We start from the raw sequence: 19,568 nt of genomic DNA on the forward strand, positions 1-19,568 counted from the left end.
TCGGTAAAGTTTTCGACAATATACACATAGAAAAAGGAAGGAGTAAATACTTCCTTCCTCTACTAACTCTATTTTTTAGGTACATATACTAAGTCATATCCATTGCGCCCATTTTCATTCACACAGTCTATTAACCTATAAGCCGTTTGCGATTCACGCTGCTCTTTAACAATCCTTTTACAGCTATCTTTATATAACCTTTTATCCTCACCAGCAAATTTGTCTTGTCTACTATCTAACACATAAAGGATATCTTTCCCACTATGCTCTAACGTTTGAAAAACCGGGTCACCTTCATCGGTATACTGTACAATTCTTATTTCATCAACTTTCCCTTGTTCCACATTCCAAACGAACTGCTCGAATTTATCTAGATTGGAAATCCTGGTTCCCTTTACAATGACATCATTCTTCTTGTTAATTGTAGTGTTAGATGGTGCACATGCTACTAAACTAAAGAGAAATAGACATATAAAACTGATTCTTTTTCCTATTGTCATCCTCTCCTATAAAAATTATTTGTATACCCAAAAGCTACTTTCAACTATGAAAGTAGCTTTTCTTTTCCTTTCTCCTTCTTCGGAAAAATCACATATGAAAATGAAATCGCTGTATCAACTAAAAATATAATTGCCCACACTTGGCTCACGCGACTTGCAGCTTTATTTAAAACGATTCCCGATTCTAACCAATTACCCCATTGTTCAAACGAAATAAATCCATACGCAAAGAAAAAGAATATGTGCACACCAACGAATAAAACAAGATGTAATACCCAATTTTTTATTTCCTGCTTCGCATAGGCCATACCTGTTAATTCTACGTGCTCTTCCATAATTGGCGCTGGTTCATTACGCCATTTCGCAACTAGCTTTTGCGCAAATATATCCAGCTTCTTCAAATCCTTTTTCCCGTAGAAAACTGCATACAATAAAATAATTACAGTAATGATTTGAAAATTAGAGAACTTTCCTGTTTGATAATAGTCCACTACCCCTAATGTTAAAATAAACACTTCATTTACGAGGAGTACAATCCCCATAATAAAGCTCGCCTTTTTCAAACGGAATCCGTAACGGAGTAAAAAGAAACCGATAGCTGATAACCAAAATACAATTTCTGCCCCAATTAAAAAATACCAACGATATTCTGCGAGTATACTCATTTATCCTTCTCCTTTTCATCATAAATACGAAAAGCTTCATCCATATATATTAAAAGTTCTTCTTCAATTGGATACATGCTCATTTTCTGTGAATCTTCCTTCGATTTTCTAACTTCCCATAACTTATCTAAAAATGCTTCGTCACCATTAGCCATTTCTAAACACTTCTGCATTAATTTTTTCGTTGCCCCTTGTACCTCATCATTAGCAGCTTCTTTACCTTCCTTCATAAAAGTACGGAATTGCTTTAATAAATCTACCCATTCTAAAACATTCGGATCTTCTTCACTCATATTCGGCAAATTGTGAAGCAACTTTTGTTCTTCCTTTGAAAACACTTCATTTTGGAATATTTCACGTATACGAGGAGACTGTTTCGAAAGCTGAATAAGTTCAAACATAACTTTCCAATCAAGATCTCCCTCCACATCTACCGAATAAACAACAGCTTGTAAAACACGCTCCATTCGATTAAATTTCTTTTGTTCTTCCTGTACAAACCGAAGTTGTTTTTCAAGAGAATCCTTTAAGTTAAGCTCACCTTTTACTAACATATTCGCAGCCTCTTTTAATGAAAATCCCATTTCCTTTAAAAATAAAATTTGTTGCAGCCTTATTACGTCAACTTCACTATATAAACGATGCCCACCTTCTGTTTTCCCGCTCGGCTTTAACAAATCTATTTGATCGTAATAACGTAATGTACGTACTGTAACCCCTGTTTCTCTCGTCAATTCTTGTATTGAAATCACTACCATCACCTCTTCCCCTTCATTATAAAAGATGACGTTACGTAACTTTCAAGTAATTTGTAAAAAAATACAAAAAGCTGTTTATACAAAGTGTATAAACAGCTTTTATGGAAATAACCCCTTTTGTATGGCGCGCCCACAAAATAAAATAAGTGCTCCAACAACAACACTCGTTGCCGTTTTATGATAATGGGCTAATACTAATAAATAATACGTTAAACCTACAGTACCAATCATAATACAAATACTTGGCACTGGATTACGAGAAAAGTTTTGCATTCCCCAAAACAAAGCAAAAATAGCCGTAGCGACACATAATACCGGTAATCCCATCCCAGTTCCCCTTTTTTCTATCTATTCCTTGTTGCTAACACGCTCGTTGATGCGATACTTATCAATAAACCAAAACCAATCCTTATATATTTAAACGTTTAATCTAATTGAAATCTCTCAAACTTATCATTTATTTTCTTTCTCCCTTACTCCAGCGTAAAGATTTCCTCCACCTTCACTCCAAAATACTTGGCGATTTTTAAGGATAACTCTAGACTCGGATTGTAATGATGATTTTCAATCGCCACTATCGTCTGCCGCGTCACCTGCATCGCCTTTGCCATTTCAACTTGTGTTATATGATTTTGCTTTCTTAACTCTTTTATTTTATTTTTCACACCCATAGGATCCACCTTCAAAAGTAAAGATATCTTTACTTAAATTATAAATATTTTCCAGCAACAAGTAAAGATATCCTTACAAATTTTAGAAAAACATTTCACTAAACATCTACTCTAACAAAGTACAAGAGTAGTTCAATTTATATCAGCGTTTTTTTAATATATCGACATCGATAGCACTATAAGCATAAGAAAAAAGCTGTCCCAAAATATCTTTTGGAACAGCTTCTTCGTCCTACTACATAAATCCTAACGCATATACAAGAACGTATCCAAGAATAGAAAGGCAAACCGAGCCGATCAGCCCCGCCACGAATGCCTTACTTCCTAACTTACGGAACGTTTTAAACTCTACATTTAAACCAAGCCCCGCCATCGCCATTGCAATCAGCATGTAAGCAATGACAACAATGTAGCCGGCAACAACTTCTGGTATAACCCCGAGCGAATGCACTGCACTCATCGCTAAAAATCCGAAGATGAACCACGGAATTGGAAGATCGCGCCACGATTTTTTTTCCTCGCTACCTTCACTCTTACCAAACCATAATCCAATTAAAATCGCTACTGGCACAAGCATTGCAACGCGCGTTAATTTCACGATAACTGCGATGTCTACAGCCGTGCTTCCTCCTGGTGCCGCAGCTGCGATGACATGGGCGATCTCATGCAGCGTCGCACCTGAGAATACACCGTAACCGTATGGAGATAAACCAAGCACTGGATATAATAACGTATAAATAAGCGTAAATATAGTACCTAAAATTGCGATAATCGCTGCTCCAACTGCTGTTTCGTCATCTTTTGCTTTCACTTGCGGTGCAATTGCCACGACCGCTGCCGCACCGCAAATTGCTGTTCCACACGCTGTTAAAATTCCGAGTTTCTTTTCTACTTTAAATACTTTCGTTAGTCCATATACAACGAAAATCGTAAATGCAATAACAACCGCAGCGATGACCAATACTTTCGGCCCTGCCTTCGCAATATCAACAAGATTTAATCGCATTCCAAGTAAGATGATCCCAAAGCGAAGTAACTTCTTACTCGCGAAATTCGTTCCAGCTATCGCTTCTTGTGGAACTCCGATAGCTGCTCGCCAAACCATCCCAATTAGAATAGCAATTACTAATTGTCCCATAATATTTAAAAATGGAAGCTCTGCTAAATATTTCGCGGCAATTGCGATTAATAATGTAATCCCAATTCCTTGCGAAAATCCAAAGCCCTTCTTCTTTTGTATAACAAGTGTTTGTTCCACTTTGAACCACTCCAATAATCGTATTGGAACATGCATGTTCTTTCTACTTACATTATAAGAGAGTTTCTATAATAAGTTTAATACCAATACCAAATCTCTATCATCAGAAATACTTATGATAAGATGATAGAAAAAGAAAGGAGCCCATTATATGAACGTAGACATTTTAAAAATTTTTGTTACTGTCGTTGAACAGAAACACTTCTCCCGTGCAGCAGAATTATTAAACCTTTCACAACCTGGCGTAAGTATGCATATACGCAACTTAGAAAACGAATTTGGCACTACTCTTATTCAGCGCTCCCCAAAGCACGTCCAAGTGACGGAGGCTGGAAACATACTATATATACATGCAAAGCAAATGCTCTCTCTTTACGAAGAAGCCAAACAAGAAATTAACGAATTACATAACGTTGTAACAGGAACTCTTCGCATCGGTGCTAGTTTCACAATTGGCGAATACTTACTTCCAAAAATACTGGCTAACTATGCGAATGAAAATCCACACGTCGAAGTTCATACCTTTATCTCAAATACAGAAGACGTTTTACAAAGCCTTCGCTCTAATCAAATCGATATCGGCTTAGTGGAAGGGCAAGTCGTATACGCCGACGTTGACGTTGAAACGTTTATGCAAGATGAAATGAAGCTCGTCGTCCCTCCAAATCATCCACTGCTCCGCACAAATGAAATAAATGAAAGTACACTCCAAGATCAAGTATGGGTATTAAGAGAAAGTGGTTCTGGTACACGCGCTTATAGTGACCGCTTTATTCATCAACACCATTTGAAAATGAAACGATTCTTTACATTTAGTAGTATCCAAAGCGTTAAGGAAGCAGTTAGTGCCGGACTTGGCATCGCTATACTTTCTGATTGGACTGTACGAAAAGAGCTACTGGCAAAAGAGCTATTCCACGTCGAAGTTCCAAATGAACAACTCATCCGTCCATTCTCCATCGTGCGCGGCAAATACTTCATCCCGTCTAAAGCCATTCAGGTGTTTTTAAATCATGTAGACTCTTTTGCGAAAAAACAGCATTGACCTTCACATTAGTGTGAAGGTTTACAATACATGTAAAAGGAGTGAAACACATTGCGAATTGGAGAATTATCAAAAGAAACTGGCGTTAGTGAAAGATCACTAAGACATTACGAAGAAAAGAGACTACTCCCTTCTAAGCGCCTCGCAAATGGCTACCGTGATTTTAATGAAAGTGCCATCGAAAAAGTAGAACTTATTCAAATGTACTTACAAATTGGCTTAAATTTAGAAGAGACAGCAAGGATGCTGCGTTGCCTTGCAATTGAACCGCACCTATACGACAATCCGTGCAGCAGCATTCTTACGCTTTATGAAGATAAACTCAATGAAGTAACAAAGCAAATCTCATTGCTTTCCAACATCCAAACAAATTTGCAAAAACACGTTTCACTCCTAAAACAAGCAAAAGAAAAGGGATGATTACATGTTTGTTATACATGGCAGTTCAAGAAAAAACGGAAATACGGAAGCTTTAACACATATGATGATTGATGGAATTGAAACAGAACAAATTTATTTACGTGATCACACAGTCTATCCTATTACAGATAAGCGCCATGATACAGAAGGATTCCAACCTGTAAATGATGATTATGAGCAGTTAACGAAACGCATGTTAGAGCACGACACAATTATCTTTGCTACACCGCTATACTGGTACGGAATGAGCGGACATATGAAAAACTTCGTCGATCGTTGGTCACAAAGCTTGCGCGATACATCTCTTCATTTCAAAGAAAAAATGAAAGGCAAAAAAATGTATGTTGTCATCGTTGGCGGAGACAATCCAAAACTGAAAGCATTGCCGCTTATCGCTCAGTTTCAATACATCTTTGATTTTGTTGGTTCATCATTTGAAGGATATATTATTGGGGATGCGAATGGACTAGATGAAATCCAAAACGATGCTGAGGCGCTGGCAAAAGCACAATTGTATAATAATAAATTCAAAAATAGCGAACAGAAATAAGTTTGACAAACTAGTTAGACTTAGCGACGCAAGAAGAATTAGAAATTATGTTACAAGAATACCCTGGCACAATACTTTTCATTAGCCATGACCGTGCCTTTATTCGCTCTGTTGCAGACCATATTCTACAAGTAGATGAGAGTGAACCAAGAATATTCCATGGTAATTACGAGCAATACACAAAAAGAACAACCGGGGATTCTGTAAACGTTACTGAACAAGATTTATTACGATTACAAACAAAATTAACAGAAATCATTGGCCGAATTTCCATACCAAATCATCACGATGACATCACATCTCTCGAACAAGAATACGCAAAATTATTAACTCAAATTCAAAAATGTAAAGAAGTACTCTAATGTCTTCCCTATATATCGACGGGACCTTCCGCATTTCCCAAGAAATATTGAAACTTCGACATATAAAAGTAAAAAGCCGTGCTGATGCACGGCTTTTTACTTTTATATACGGACAGCAGTCCCGCTCACCGCAACCATTAGCATTCCTTCGCGAACTACTTCGTAATCCACGTCGATACCAACAATTGCATTCGCATTTTTTTGTCTTGCGAAAGTTTTCATTTCTTCCATTGCGATGTCGCGCGCTTCTTTTAATTTACTTTCATAAGCACCCGCGCGACCGCCGACAACGTCACGAACAGAAGCGAAAAGGTCACGAACGATATTCGCGCCCATAATCGCTTCTCCATTGACGATATCGATGTACTCAATAATTTCTTTTCCTTGAATTGTAGACGTTGTTGTTACAATCATGCTTTATAGCCTCCCATATAAGATTTTCACTTACTTATGGTGCACTAATTCAGCAGAAATTATATTTATGAACTGAACTGAGCTTCGTATAATCGGCTGTATCCTCCGCCTTGCTCAATTAGTTCCTCATGCGAACCTTGTTCTGCAATACCATCTTTATTTACAACGACGATACGATCTGCATTTTTAATCGTTGCAAGCCTGTGAGCGATAACTAATGTTGTACGGCCGACAGATAGTTCTGCAAGCGATTTTTGAATCGCTAGTTCCGTCTCTGTATCTAATGCAGAAGTCGCTTCATCTAATATTAAAATTGGTGGGTTTTTCAAGAACATACGAGCAATCGCTAGACGCTGTTTCTGTCCACCAGAAAGTTTCACACCACGCTCACCGATAACGGTATCTAAACCGTCTGGTTGTGAGTAAATTAAGTCTTCTAACTGCGCACGTTTTACCGCCTGCCAAATTTCAGCTTCTGACGCCTTTAAATTTCCATAAGCAATATTTTCACGAATCGTTCCTGAGAATAAGAACACATCTTGCTGCACAATTCCAATTTGTTTACGAAGTGAAGATAATGTCATATCTTTCGTATCAATACCATCAATTTGGATTGAACCAGACGATTGTTCATAAAAACGTGGGAGTAAACTACATAACGTTGTTTTTCCAGCTCCTGATGGTCCAACGAACGCAACCGTTTCACCTGCATGTATGTTCAAACTAATGTCATTTAAAATCGGTTCTTTATTTTCATATCCGAACGTAATGTTGTTATATTGAATATCACCATGTACATGTTTAACTTCCATCGCACCTTTAGAGTCTACAATATCTGGCTCTGTTTCAAGAAGCTCTACATATCTCTTAAAACCAGCGATCCCTTTCGGATAGCTTTCGATTACCGCATTAATTTTTTCAATTGGGCGGAAGAAAATATTCGTTAATAGAACGAATCCAATAAATCCACCGTACGTTAATTCACCTTGCAGAACAAACCATGTACCGCATATTAAGACGAAGAGTGTTACGAGACGCATGAGCATATAACTAATCGATGAATTTAATGCCATAATTTTATACGCCATTAATTTCGTTGTGCGGAAACGAGCGTTGTTAACAGCAAATTGCTCTTTCTCAAACTTTTCATTTCCGAATGCTTGTACTACGCGAATACCACCAACATTATTCTCAATACATGCATTGAAATCAGCAACGTCTGAGAATAAACGTCTAAATGTACCTGTCATTTTTTTGTTGAAGTAAAGTGCTAACCATAATAAGAATGGAATGACGAAGAACGTTAATAGCGCTAACTTCCAGTTGATCATCATCATAAATGAAAATGCCCCAACTAAAGTCATAATAGCGATAAATAAATCTTCTGGTCCATGGTGAGCAATTTCCCCAATTTCCATTAAGTCGTTTGTAAGACGTGAAATTAAATGACCTGTTTTATTATTGTCAAAAAATCTAAATGATAGCTTTTGAATATGATCAAATAATTTCTGCCTCATATCCGTTTCAATGTTAACACCAAGCATATGTCCCCAATATGTAACAACATATTGTAAGCCTGCATTTAATATATACACTGCAAGTAAACCGAAACAAGCCCATAAAATAAGCGTCCAGTTTTGTCCTGGCAATAACTTATCAATAAATTGATTTACGATAAGCGGGAAGCCAAGTTCTAGTAATCCTGCGACAACCGCACAAGAAAAGTCGAGTATAAATAAACCTTTATACGGTTTATAGTAAGAAAAAAATTTACGCAGCATATCTTACCTCCATTTTCCAAAATTAAAAAGACTCTCTAAATGATAACCATTATCAAATAATTATTCAAGTTATCCGTCTATGAAACTAAAAATAAGATTTTTGGTATTTGTCATTTTTTCCAGAGAGTCGATATATTCAAATAATCGCCGATATAAATTTCATTTACTAACTACCCTCCCCCAAAACAAAAAAAGGTACCACCACAAGGTGATACCATTCCTTCTATTACATCGCTTCCGAATCCCACTCATGCTCCTGCTCAACGAATACAATACCTAATTCGTGATGTCCACCAGCATATAATGCAGTTTGTGCAAGACGAAGCTCACCATTTGTATCTAATACTTCTAATTTACAAAATGCTCCTGTCGTCTTCGTTTGAAGCGCATCATAAAATTCCTCGGCGCTTTTTGGAATGACTCCATTTACTTTCGTAATAATTTCTCCAGGTAGTAATTTTAGCTCTGCTCCAATTGTATTTGGGATTGTATCTAGTACAACGAGCCCATCATTGCGTGCAGCAAAATACGCTGGTCTTGTTTCATCAGTAATTTTCTCTTGCATCGAAATTGTGAAACGCCCAAGCATTGCGACTCCCATCGCGATAATTGCAAGTACATGCCACCAGTAACTTGCGATTCCTAAAACGAGCACAAGTCCTGCTAACCCATAAACACGTCTTCCTGTAAATAATAAAGCTTCCGTCGGCTCATAACTTTTAATCTTTCTCATAAATCCAATTAAAAATGGAACGAGAAATAGAGAATATGTATTTGAACCTATTGAAACGACAGGCCACCATGAAATAAACTGCGTTACCGCATCACCCGGTACAAGAATAAAAATAGGAACGATCCATAAACGCTTTGATTCGTGTAAACCAATCTTTAATCCACGCTTCCCCTTCCTAATCTTCGGTGTAGAATATCCTACTGCGTTTTTAGAAATCAATAAGCCTTCTACAATAAGCATAACGCCTAGCAAAATAGCAAGGGATACAATGGTATTCTCTTCACCTTCTCGAAGCTGTAAGAAGGAAACTGGTAGCTTAGAAGATAATAGAACACATACAATCGCAATGCTAAATGTATAAGCCGCTGATAAATATCGATACATAGCCGTTAATCCAAATAGTAATGTCCAAATTAAAATGGCCCATAAGCTTGCTTTAGAAACAACAAGTCCAAGCCCAATCGTAATAATAGATACTACTAATCCGTATCCAATCCCTGCAAATAGAGAGGTTCGCAGTTCAAACCAAATATCATAAACTTTAAAAGAAAAATCTTTTCGTTCTCTTAACATACGTAAGTATCCAACGAAGATACTACTTATTACAAATATATAGACAGCAGGGTGTAAGAAAAAACGTCCAACTGCCCGCATTATTTCAAAAATCCACGACTCCACGAACTCATTCACCACCATTTATATCATTCTTTCTTTTTATATTATCATAACTAAACAAACGTTTGTTTAACACAAAAAAATACAGGCAGCAAACTGCCTGTATTTCTTCTTATTTTGCCATTAATTTTAATGCTGACTGTAATTGTAGATCATTTTCTCCAGAACGGATTTTTTCGATAATTTTAGTTTGAATCGCTTCAGCTGTCTTTTTATCAAGCTGTCCTGTCGCTTCCATTTCATTCGCATTTTGGAATGCTTTCAGCGCTGATTCTGTCTCTTTACTAAAGTATCCATCTTCACGACCTGGTACATATCCTAAGCTCTTAAGCATTTCTTGAGCATGTTTTACTTGTACATCATTTGAATTGTATGAAAGTGTTTTTTCAATTTGAATTGGTGTCGCATGATAATAATTTGGTTGCTTCACTTCTACTGTTGGCGTGATTCCTTTTTTATGAATCCAGTTCCCATCCGGTGTTAACCATTTAAACATCGTTAATTTAATGTTGCTGCCGTCTTTAAATGGAACAGCTTGCTGGACAGTACCTTTACCAAATGTCTTTTCACCAATTAAATCGTATCCTTCTCCTTCCTTCAGTGCACCAGCTAAAATCTCTGAAGCAGAAGCACTTCCATTATCAATTAATACTGAAATTGGATATGGTTTTCTCTCTTTCAGTTCCGTAGAGAATTTCTTCTTCTCACCATTTCGCTGCTCTACTTGTAGCATCGGCTTTTTATTCGTCATAATTTCTCCCAGTATATCTTCTACACTATTTAAATAGCCACCAGGATTACCACGCACGTCAATAACTAAGCCTTTTATATTTTTCTTCTCTAACTCTTTTAACTGATCCTTAAATTCCTTCGCTGTATTTTCAGCAAAAGAAGTGATTTGCATATAACCGATATCTCTTCCGCTCTCTTGCTTCACAGAACTAAACACTGTAAAGATCGGAATTTTTTCACGCTTAATTTTAAATACAATCGGATCAGTTACTCCCGCACGTTTAATTTCAATTGCGACAGTCGTTCCTTTTTTACCACGGATCTTTAATACTGCTTCTTCACGTGATAAGTCTTTCACACTGTTTCCATCTACAGATAAAATTTGGTCATTCGGTTTAATTCCTATCTTTTCTGCTGGTGAACCTTTAATTGGCGATACGATAATAAGCTTATCGTCCGTTTTGTTCACCTCAGCCCCAATCCCCTCTAATTCAGGATCAAGCGATTCACTAAACTGTTTGGCTGTTTCTTTATCCATATACGTGGAATAAGGGTCCTTCAGCGTAGACAACATGCCTTGTATTGCACCTTCAACTAACTTTTCATCTTTCACGTCTTCCACATAACGTGAATCAATTAGTGCATACGCCTCATTAATTTTTGCCAAATTCCCTTGCGCAGTGCTAGCATTCCCACTCGAAATTGTTTGCGTTACTTCTGCTGGGTTAACCCCAAATACAGACATGCCTGCAAACATTCCGCCAGCACCAATTAAAAATGCAACAACCATTCCAATAATTGCAACTCTACGTTTCAATGCGGAATTCCCCTTTCCAAAACACACAGGTGGTGTAGCAAAAGGCATCACACAGTGTGTGATGCCTTTACCTATTTCTACTATATGATAAGCTTGTACGAATTATGTTTGCAACTTTTTATACTTTTAAGAAACGACGAATTGACATTACACTTCCCCACATACCGATTAACGCACCGATTAACACTAGTAAACCAGCTAATTGGAATACGAAAGGACTGTATGGTAGAAGCTCGAAAATTGTTCCGCCAAGTTTTTCGTTAAACACACCTTGCAACGAATTATACGTAACTAGAATTAGGCCAATTGGAATAATTGATCCTAATACTCCTAAGAATAACCCCTCTAGCAAGAATGGCCAACGAATGAACCAGTTTGTTGCACCAACAAGTTTCATAATTTCAATTTCTGTACTACGAGCATAAATTGTAATTTTAATTGTGTTAGAGATTAAGAACATTGCTGTGAATAAAAGACCAGCAATTAACGCAATCCCAATGTTACGACCAGTTTTTACAGTATCAAATAATCGTTCAACTTGCCCTTTTCCGTACTGAACATTACTGACAAACTGCATTTTTTCAACCTTCTTCGCGATTGTCGCTGTATCTGTTGGTTCTTTTGCTTTTACAACGAATACGTTTTTAAGTGGGTTATCTTGTTCAAATAACTCAAACGTTTTTCCGCTATCACCTAAGCTTTTAATTAAACGTTTTAACTCTTCTTCTTTAGAAGAATATTTAATAGAATCTACTTTTGCAATCTTACTCATATCTTCTTCTAATTTCTTTTGATCAGCTTCTTTCGCAGCTGGATCAATGTGTACACGAATCTCTACATCTTGCTCTACTTTCGTCGCAAAATGGTTCATATTCATAATCGCTGTTAAAAAGACACCTACAAGTAATAATGTAACTGTTACTGCACTAACAGAAGCAAATGTCATCCATCCGTTACGTGATAGATTCTTTACACCTTCTCGCAAATGTCGACTAAGGGTCTTAGCCTTCATATCCGTATCCTCCCTCAATCTCGTCTCGAACAATTTTTCCGCCTTCAATCGCGATTACACGATGACGGATTGTATTTACGATATCTGCATTATGCGTCGCCATAACAATTGTTGTACCACGCTCATTAATGCGAGTAAAAATCTTCATAATATCAAGAGCTGTTTCAATATCTAAGTTACCTGTTGGCTCATCGGCAATTACAACCTTTGGTCGATTTACAATCGCTCTTGCAATCGCAACACGTTGTTGCTCTCCACCTGAAAGTTCACTTGGAATTGCATCTGCACGATCTTCAAGACCTACAAGACCTAAAACCTCTGTTACACGCTCACGAATTGCATCTGGTTCTTCTTCAATTACTTCTAAAGCAAACGAAACATTCTCATATACCGTTAATTTAGGTAGTAATTTAAAATCTTGGAAAATTACGCCTAATTGACGACGAAAATATGGAACATCTCTTTCTGCCAATGTTTCAATAACAAGTCCATTTACATTAATTGATCCTGTAGATGGCTTCTCTTCACGATACATCATTTTAATAAATGTAGATTTTCCGGCTCCACTCGGTCCAACTACGTATACGAACTCACCTTGTTTAATGTTAACTGTAAGACCAGCAATGGCTTTCATACCATTCGGGTACTCCTTATAAACATTCGTCATTTTTATCATTATTTATCACCCAATACTTAATGATTTTTTTCGAAATACTTTTCTGTACATCTGAAAATAAAAGACATCCTTCATTTTCACTTAGTCATCCTTGTTGAAGGTAGTTTACTTATGCTTTCTCATAAGCAATACCACTCTATGTAATATATTTCAGCAAAATTCTACAAACCCCATTGTAACATCAAACGGTTTCCAGTTCGGATACATTTTTGTTACAGTTATGTTACATAAATGAAAAGGAAAACGAGTTGACCTATATTATCAACTCGTCCAGTTCACCTTTTTTATTTATGTTCAGCTAACCATTCAGATACTTTTTTCGCATCTTCACCTTGAATAAGTCCTGGTGACATTGAACCGCGGCCTTTTTTAATAATCTCTTCGATATCTGCAGCGTCGTACTTACCGCCTACTTTTCTTAAATCAGGTCCAGTTGCCCCTGATAAATCTGTCGCGTGACATCCAGCACAACTTCTTTGGAAAATTTGTTCTGCGCTGTCTGTGCTTGCAGACTGTTTCGAAGACTTACTCTCTTCTTTATTTCCGCATGCTCCTAAAGCAAAAACAACCGATGTCCCTAGCGCAATAGCCAACAATTTCTTTTTCACTTCTATCGCTCCCCATTGTTGATATTCTTTTTATTCCTAACACACTCATTTTCATTATAAGCATTATCTTTATATAGAAAAACTAAGGTGTATTTCATATTCCTCAAAAATACAGTGAGAACCTTGATAAAATAAAGCTTTCATAAGTTGTTTCAATTCTGTGAACAGCTTAAAAAACTTCTATAAAGAATCCTTTTTAAAAGGAAAATTAGAAATGTTCTATATAAATCTTTACCCTATTATCGCTCTATTTTACTATTCTCTACTTTTTACAAAACAATATACACCATTGTAATCTACATATAATCCCATCAAAAAGAGAAGTTGTCGTTTCCAACTTCTCTTCCTCTTTACTTCATCTATAAAAATAAAATCAAATTCTTTATATCCTCTATATCCTCAGCGTGGGCCAACAATTTAGTTGGCTTTTTTTCACTTATTAGATGCGAGAACGTAAGTAGGCATCAATAAATGGATCAATCTCTCCATCCATAACTGCTTGTACGTTACCAACCTCCGTATTTGTACGGTGGTCTTTTACAAGAGAATACGGGTGGAATACGTAAGAACGGATTTGGCTACCCCATCCGATTTCTTTTTGTTCCCCGCGGATTTCATCTAATTGTGCCTGTTGTTCTTCTAGTTTCTTTTGATATAATTTCGCTTTTAACATCTTCATCGCATGCTCACGGTTTTTAATTTGAGAACGTTCCGACTGACACGTTACAACTGTATTTGTCGGTGTATGTGTAATACGAACTGCTGAATCTGTCGTATTAACGTGCTGCCCACCCGCTCCACTTGCGCGGTACGTATCAATTTTTAAATCTTCTGTACGTACTTCAATTTCAACTTCATCATTGAACTCTGGTACAACTTCACAAGATACGAACGACGTATGACGACGACCTGAAGAATCAAATGGTGAAATACGTACAAGACGATGTACACCTTTCTCTGCTTTTAAGTAACCGTAAGCGTTATGACCTTTAATTAATAAAGTTACACTCTTAATACCAGCTTCATCACCTGGTAAATAGTCAACCGTTTCTACTTTAAATCCACGTTTTTCAGCCCAACGTGTATACATACGTAATAACATAGAACCCCAGTCTTGTGACTCAGTTCCACCTGCACCTGGATGTAATTCTAAAATTGCATTATTTTTATCATAAGGATCACTTAATAGTAACTGAAGCTCATACTCATTCATTTCTTGAATTAAGCCTTTTACTTCTGACTCTAATTCCTCATGTAAATCTTCATCGTATTCTTCTTTTAAAAGCTCATGCGTTACTTCTAAATTTTCGAACGTTTCATCTAATTGACGGAAACTTCCAACCATATCTTTTAACGCATTCGCTTCATTAATTACAGCTTGCGCGCCTTGTTGGTCATCCCAAAATCCTGCGCTCATCATTTTTTCTTCTAATTCTGCAATTTGTTTCTCCTTAGTAGGAAGGTCAAAGAGACCCCCTAAAAGCCGCTAATCGCTTAGCCATTTTCTCTAATTCCTGTCTAATTTCTACTAATTCCATTTCCTTCACCTCTATGTAATTGCTGTTACTTTCGTATGAAAACAAGGGAAACTCTCTCCACTTATTACGGAGAGAGTTTAACCCTTCTTAATTATACATTTTTGATATAAAAGTTTGCAAAACAGCCAAAGCTACCGCCCTATATTACTGAACAATACCACAGCAGTTTTTATATTTTTTACCGCTACCACATTTACATAAATCGTTGCGGCCCACTTGGTCACCTTTTACAACTGGCTTTTTCTTCGCTTCTTCGCCGTCGCTAGATGGATGAACAGCTTCACCTTGAACAACTTCTTGACGTTCTAAGTTTTGTTCAATTTCAGCTTTCATAATGTAACGAGAAATTTCCTCTTCAATAGAAGCAACCATTGACTCGAACATCGCAAATCCTTCCATTTGGTACTCACGAAGTGGATCAATTTGACCGTAAGCACGTAAATGAATACCTTCACGAAGGTGATCCATCGCATCAATATGCTCCGTCCATTTTGTATCTACAACGCGGAATACAACAACTTTCTCAAACTCACGCATTTGCTCTTCTGGCATAAGCTTTTCTTTGTCATTGTAACGCTCTATTAATTTCGCGATAATCGGTTCGCTCATTTCCTCAGGAGCAAGGCGACGTAATTCTTCTTCTTTTACGTCTCCTTCTTGAAGAAGGTTTGTATTTAAGTAGTCAACAAGACCTTTAATGTTCCAATCTTCTTCAATTTCCTCTTGTGTGTGAAGCGCAACAGCACGTTCTACTGTAGATTTCATCATACCTTCAATAATGCCACGTAAGTTTTCCGATTCCATTACTTCTTGACGCTGCTTATAAATCACTTCACGTTGCTGACGAAGTACATCATCGTATTGTAATAACTGCTTACGTGCATCATAGTTATTTCCTTCAACACGTTTTTGTGCAGACTCTACCGCTCGAGAAACCATTTTACTTTCAATTGGCTGGGAATCATCCATACCAAGACGATCCATCATTGCTTTCATATTATCTGAACCAAATCGGCGCATTAATTCATCTTCCATCGATAAGTAGAACTGCGTCACACCAGGATCCCCTTGACGACCAGCACGACCACGTAACTGATTATCAATACGACGGCTTTCATGACGTTCTGTACCGATAACTGCTAGACCGAAGATTTTCACATCATCTCCAAGCTTAATATCTGTACCACGACCAGCCATATTCGTCGCAATCGTTACAGCACCTTTCATACCAGCTTCCGCAATAATATCTGCTTCACGTGCATGGTTTTTCGCATTTAAAATGTTATGACGTACACCTTTACGCGTTAACATTTTTGAAATAAGCTCTGAAGTTTCAATTGCAACTGTACCTACAAGAACAGGTTGCCCTTGTTTATGACGATTTACAATATCCTCAACAACAGCATTGAACTTACCTTCCATTGATTTAAAGATTAAATCAGCACGATCATCACGAATAATCGGTTTGTTTGTTGGAATTACAATAACGTTCATATTGTAAATGTTACGGAATTCCTCTTCCTCTGTTTTCGCTGTACCAGTCATACCAGATAATTTTTCATACATACGGAAGTAGTTCTGGAATGTAATTGTCGCAAGTGTCATACTTTCATTTTGAATTTCTACACCTTCTTTTGCTTCAATTGCTTGGTGTAATCCTTCGCTATAACGACGACCTTTCATAAGACGACCAGTGAATTGGTCTACAATTACGATTTCGCCTTCTTGTACAACATAATCTGTATCACGGTGCATAACAACGTGTGCACGAAGCCCCTGATTAATATGGTGAAGAAGTGCTACATGTTTTAAATCGAATAAGTTTTCAATATGGAAAGCTTTCTCTGCTTTCGTAATACCATCTTCTGTTAACATTACATTTTTCGTTTTCACATCAAATGAATACTCTTTTTCATTTTCTAACGTACGAACGAATGCATTTGCAAACATGTATAGCTCTGTTGATTTTTGAGCTTGTCCCGAAATAATAAGCGGCGTACGTGCTTCATCGACTAAAATAGAATCGACTTCATCGATAATAGCAAAATGAAGTGGACGTTGAACGCACTGCTCTTTATATAAAACCATGTTGTCACGTAAGTAATCGAATCCAAGCTCATTATTTGTGCTATACGTAATATCAGCAGCATAAGCCTCTTGTTTCTCTTCGCGTGACATACTATTTAAGTTAATTCCTACCGTTAAGCCAAGGAACTCATGAAGTTGTCCCATTTCGTTCGCATCACGTTGTGCTAAGTATTCATTGACTGTAACAACGTGAACACCTTTTCCTGTTAAAGCATTTAAATATACAGGTAATGTAGATGTTAACGTTTTACCTTCACCCGTTTTCATCTCAGAAATATTCCCTTCATGTAAGGCAATACCACCCATTAACTGTACGCCATATGGACGCATTCCAAGAACACGAGTTGCCGCCTCGCGAACAACTGCAAAAGCTTCCGGTAGTAGATCATCTACTGTTTCACCTTTTGTTAGACGTTCTTTAAATTCAAGCGTCTTTCCTTTTAATTGTTCATCAGTTAGTGGCTTAATAGATGACTCTAATGCATCAATTTGCTCAACTGTCTTTTGCATACGTTTAATTTGGCGTTGGTTTACATCAAACACCTTTTTTAAAATACCGATCATAGGAAATACGCTCCTCTTTTATTAAAATAAAACTTCCGATTGTTTTCTTTTTCTCTATTACAATCAGTCGTTGTAAAAATCAAATGTATGTTATGCCAATTTTTCTCCTAATTAAAAAAACTAAAATGTATATACCTAATGATAATTGTAACACTTGTCTTATAACTATGACAACAATCGGCCGAATGTCAGGCCTTATATTCAAAAAAAGTTTTCATTTCATTTGTTCCAACAAACTAATATGTCTTTTCTCTATCCCTCTATTGCAAATTTCGTATTAAATATCCCCCTTTAAAAGAGGATAATCGAAGGAAATCTATTAGTTTTAAATGAACAATTACAAAAAGTCGGAAATTCCGCAAGTGCAGCATCCATAGATACTTACACCTGCGAAACAACTCCGACTTTAAAAGATATTATTATGTTGCAAGATCTACTCAACCACAGCAAAAAACACCCTTAAAATATATCTGTATCAATCATGAATTTTATTAATTTATTGGTATTTCTAATTCATGATATTTCCCTTTCTGATCCTTCATAAAAGAAATGAATTTCACCTTAGTTGATTCATTTGAAAAGTTTTTATAATTCTTACCAGGGTCATCTCCTATAAAATAATTTGCCCCAATATATCCTCGTACCGTTTTACCAGCAGGTATTACAGGCTCAAACTGATATTGTTTAGGTAACTCCATTGCATACGGAATTAAATTATAAAACTCTCCTATTTTAGAATAAAACATTGTATTAGAAATAGACTTGTTACTAAGCAAATTAATATCCCGATTCGTTGTATTTGTAATATCTAAAGGTAACACATACGTCACTACTTCACGGTCTTCATAAGGATCATAAACTTTTGTAGGATCAAGAGGATCAAGTGCATGAAACGTAATTCCTTGTCCATCTTCAAAATTTCTATCAGATAAAAACTCACCTTTTACCACTTTATAAGATTCATTCTTTAGATTTAATGTTTTAAATCTAAAGAAACTAGCAAATATACATAGCAACAGACACAATCCAATGATTATTAAGACATGATTTCTTGTCACTCTTAATCTACCAACTTTCCATTATTAACATGTACAATGCGATCTACTATTTCATTATCTAGAACATGCACATCATGACTAGCTACTATAATAGTCGTTCCTTTAGATTTTTCTACTTTCAAAATATCCAAAACATCTTTTATTCCATCACTATCTAAAGCATTAGTTGGCTCGTCTAATAACAATAATTTTGGTTGTTCCATTAAAGCTTGCGCTATCCCTAAACGTTGCTTCATACCTAAAGAGTATCTTTTATACTTTCTCTTATCTGTTTTATCAAGTCCAACCCTTTGAATAATATTATAAATTTCCTCATCAGAGATTTTATTGTTAATCGATGATAAAAACTTCAAGTTCTGAAAACCAGTATACCCCGGAATAAAACTTGGATATTCAATCAATATCCCCATAGAATCAGGAAATTGCTTGTGTTTTCCAATCATTTCATTATCTACATAAACAACTCCAGAATTTAAACGCATTAATCCTGATATAGCACGTAAAATCATTGTTTTACCAGAACCATTATGCCCCTTCAAAACTAAAAACTCTCCTTTTTTTACTGACAAACTAATATTATCTAACACAATATTTCCCTTTAATCTTTTCGTCATACATTCACATTTAATATAATTGTCCATAA

General features: G+C 36.5%; 21 protein-coding genes and 1 pseudogene. 4 read left to right on the forward strand and 18 right to left on the reverse strand.

What is annotated here, in order from left to right; all coding sequences use genetic code 11:
- Window positions 1–68 precede the first annotated feature (68 nt).
- The 7 genes and pseudogenes from AC0ONG_RS24545 to AC0ONG_RS24575 form a co-directional block, all read right to left on the reverse strand.
- Window positions 69–500 (reverse strand): DUF4362 domain-containing protein, encoded by a 432-nt coding sequence (locus AC0ONG_RS24545; protein WP_000151993.1) that lies wholly within the window; start codon window positions 498–500, stop codon window positions 69–71.
- A gap of 44 nt (window positions 501–544) precedes the next feature.
- A complete protein-coding gene (locus AC0ONG_RS24550; RefSeq protein ID WP_000025208.1) occupies window positions 545–1,165 on the reverse strand; it encodes a hypothetical protein in 621 nt (206 codons plus the stop codon).
- Complete coding sequence (locus AC0ONG_RS24555) at window positions 1,162–1,923, reverse strand: MerR family transcriptional regulator (protein ID WP_000260349.1); 762 nt, start codon at window positions 1,921–1,923, stop codon at window positions 1,162–1,164. The genes AC0ONG_RS24550 and AC0ONG_RS24555 overlap by 4 nt, the downstream gene beginning before the upstream one ends.
- 99 nt (window positions 1,924–2,022) lie before the next feature.
- Window positions 2,023–2,250, reverse strand: a complete 228-nt coding sequence (locus AC0ONG_RS24560; RefSeq protein ID WP_000524121.1) for a hypothetical protein — start codon at window positions 2,248–2,250, stop codon at window positions 2,023–2,025.
- 17 nt (window positions 2,251–2,267) lie between these two features.
- Window positions 2,268–2,339 (reverse strand): annotated as a pseudogene (locus tag AC0ONG_RS24565) (ATPase); the annotation flags it as partial.
- A 57-nt stretch (window positions 2,340–2,396) separates the two neighbouring features.
- Complete coding sequence (locus AC0ONG_RS24570; protein ID WP_000538364.1) at window positions 2,397–2,594, reverse strand: helix-turn-helix transcriptional regulator; 198 nt, start codon at window positions 2,592–2,594, stop codon at window positions 2,397–2,399.
- Window positions 2,595–2,829: 235 nt separating this feature from the next.
- The gene (locus AC0ONG_RS24575; RefSeq protein ID WP_136997765.1) at window positions 2,830–3,852 is read right to left on the reverse strand and encodes a YeiH family protein; all 1,023 of its coding nucleotides are present in this window, start codon (window positions 3,850–3,852) and stop codon (window positions 2,830–2,832) included.
- 151 nt (window positions 3,853–4,003) lie between these two features.
- Here AC0ONG_RS24575 and AC0ONG_RS24580 point away from each other — a divergent pair, with 151 nt between their 5' ends.
- From AC0ONG_RS24580 to AC0ONG_RS24595, 4 genes are read left to right on the forward strand one after another with little or no spacing between them, the layout of a single operon-like run.
- Window positions 4,004–4,897 (forward strand): LysR family transcriptional regulator, encoded by an 894-nt coding sequence (locus AC0ONG_RS24580; protein ID WP_001100016.1) that lies wholly within the window; start codon window positions 4,004–4,006, stop codon window positions 4,895–4,897.
- A gap of 51 nt (window positions 4,898–4,948) precedes the next feature.
- The gene (locus AC0ONG_RS24585) at window positions 4,949–5,317 is read left to right on the forward strand and encodes a MerR family transcriptional regulator (protein WP_136997767.1); all 369 of its coding nucleotides are present in this window, start codon (window positions 4,949–4,951) and stop codon (window positions 5,315–5,317) included.
- Window positions 5,318–5,321: 4 nt separating this feature from the next.
- A complete protein-coding gene (locus AC0ONG_RS24590) occupies window positions 5,322–5,867 on the forward strand; it encodes a flavodoxin family protein (RefSeq protein ID WP_136997769.1) in 546 nt (181 codons plus the stop codon).
- Between the two features lie 47 nt (window positions 5,868–5,914).
- Window positions 5,915–6,229 carry a macrolide transporter gene (locus AC0ONG_RS24595; RefSeq protein ID WP_136997771.1) on the forward strand — a complete coding sequence of 105 codons (315 nt, stop codon included), beginning with the start codon at window positions 5,915–5,917 and terminating at the stop codon, window positions 6,227–6,229.
- A 102-nt stretch (window positions 6,230–6,331) separates the two neighbouring features.
- On the opposite strand, the gene AC0ONG_RS24600 is transcribed toward AC0ONG_RS24595, so the two are convergent.
- The 11 genes from AC0ONG_RS24600 to AC0ONG_RS24650 form a co-directional block, all read right to left on the reverse strand.
- A complete protein-coding gene (locus AC0ONG_RS24600) occupies window positions 6,332–6,643 on the reverse strand; it encodes a heavy metal-binding domain-containing protein (RefSeq protein WP_000637523.1) in 312 nt (103 codons plus the stop codon).
- A 65-nt stretch (window positions 6,644–6,708) separates the two neighbouring features.
- Window positions 6,709–8,424: an ABC transporter ATP-binding protein gene (locus AC0ONG_RS24605; RefSeq protein WP_000944606.1), complete on the reverse strand. Its 1,716-nt coding sequence runs from the start codon at window positions 8,422–8,424 to the stop codon at window positions 6,709–6,711.
- Window positions 8,425–8,650: 226 nt separating this feature from the next.
- The gene (locus AC0ONG_RS24610; protein ID WP_000261257.1) at window positions 8,651–9,853 is read right to left on the reverse strand and encodes a PDZ domain-containing protein; all 1,203 of its coding nucleotides are present in this window, start codon (window positions 9,851–9,853) and stop codon (window positions 8,651–8,653) included.
- Window positions 9,854–9,944: 91 nt separating this feature from the next.
- Window positions 9,945–11,381: a S41 family peptidase gene (locus tag AC0ONG_RS24615; protein ID WP_474204353.1), complete on the reverse strand. Its 1,437-nt coding sequence runs from the start codon at window positions 11,379–11,381 to the stop codon at window positions 9,945–9,947.
- A gap of 118 nt (window positions 11,382–11,499) precedes the next feature.
- On the reverse strand, window positions 11,500–12,393 hold the full coding sequence (gene ftsX, locus AC0ONG_RS24620) for a permease-like cell division protein FtsX (RefSeq protein ID WP_000645028.1): 894 nt from the start codon (window positions 12,391–12,393) through the stop codon (window positions 11,500–11,502).
- On the reverse strand, window positions 12,383–13,069 hold the full coding sequence (gene ftsE, locus AC0ONG_RS24625) for a cell division ATP-binding protein FtsE (protein ID WP_000594331.1): 687 nt from the start codon (window positions 13,067–13,069) through the stop codon (window positions 12,383–12,385). Before ftsE ends, ftsX begins: the two co-directional genes overlap by 11 nt.
- Window positions 13,070–13,353: 284 nt before the next feature.
- Window positions 13,354–13,677: a cytochrome c551 gene (gene cccB, locus AC0ONG_RS24630; protein ID WP_000727971.1), complete on the reverse strand. Its 324-nt coding sequence runs from the start codon at window positions 13,675–13,677 to the stop codon at window positions 13,354–13,356.
- Between the two features lie 439 nt (window positions 13,678–14,116).
- A protein-coding gene (gene prfB, locus AC0ONG_RS24635) for a peptide chain release factor 2 (RefSeq protein ID WP_097807990.1) occupies window positions 14,117–15,215 on the reverse strand; the annotation gives its coding sequence in 2 pieces (ribosomal slippage) (window positions 14,117–15,142 and window positions 15,144–15,215; 1,098 coding nt in all).
- A 144-nt stretch (window positions 15,216–15,359) separates the two neighbouring features.
- Window positions 15,360–17,867, reverse strand: coding sequence for a preprotein translocase subunit SecA (gene secA, locus AC0ONG_RS24640; protein ID WP_000579374.1), 2,508 nt, complete (start codon window positions 17,865–17,867; stop codon window positions 15,360–15,362).
- A gap of 491 nt (window positions 17,868–18,358) precedes the next feature.
- Window positions 18,359–18,886: a hypothetical protein gene (locus AC0ONG_RS24645; protein WP_033669096.1), complete on the reverse strand. Its 528-nt coding sequence runs from the start codon at window positions 18,884–18,886 to the stop codon at window positions 18,359–18,361.
- 41 nt (window positions 18,887–18,927) lie between these two features.
- Window positions 18,928–19,566 carry an ATP-binding cassette domain-containing protein gene (locus AC0ONG_RS24650; RefSeq protein ID WP_000371030.1) on the reverse strand — a complete coding sequence of 213 codons (639 nt, stop codon included), beginning with the start codon at window positions 19,564–19,566 and terminating at the stop codon, window positions 18,928–18,930.
- Window positions 19,567–19,568: the final 2 nt, after the last annotated feature.

It is taken from the genome of Bacillus sp. TCT6 (assembly GCF_056033845.1).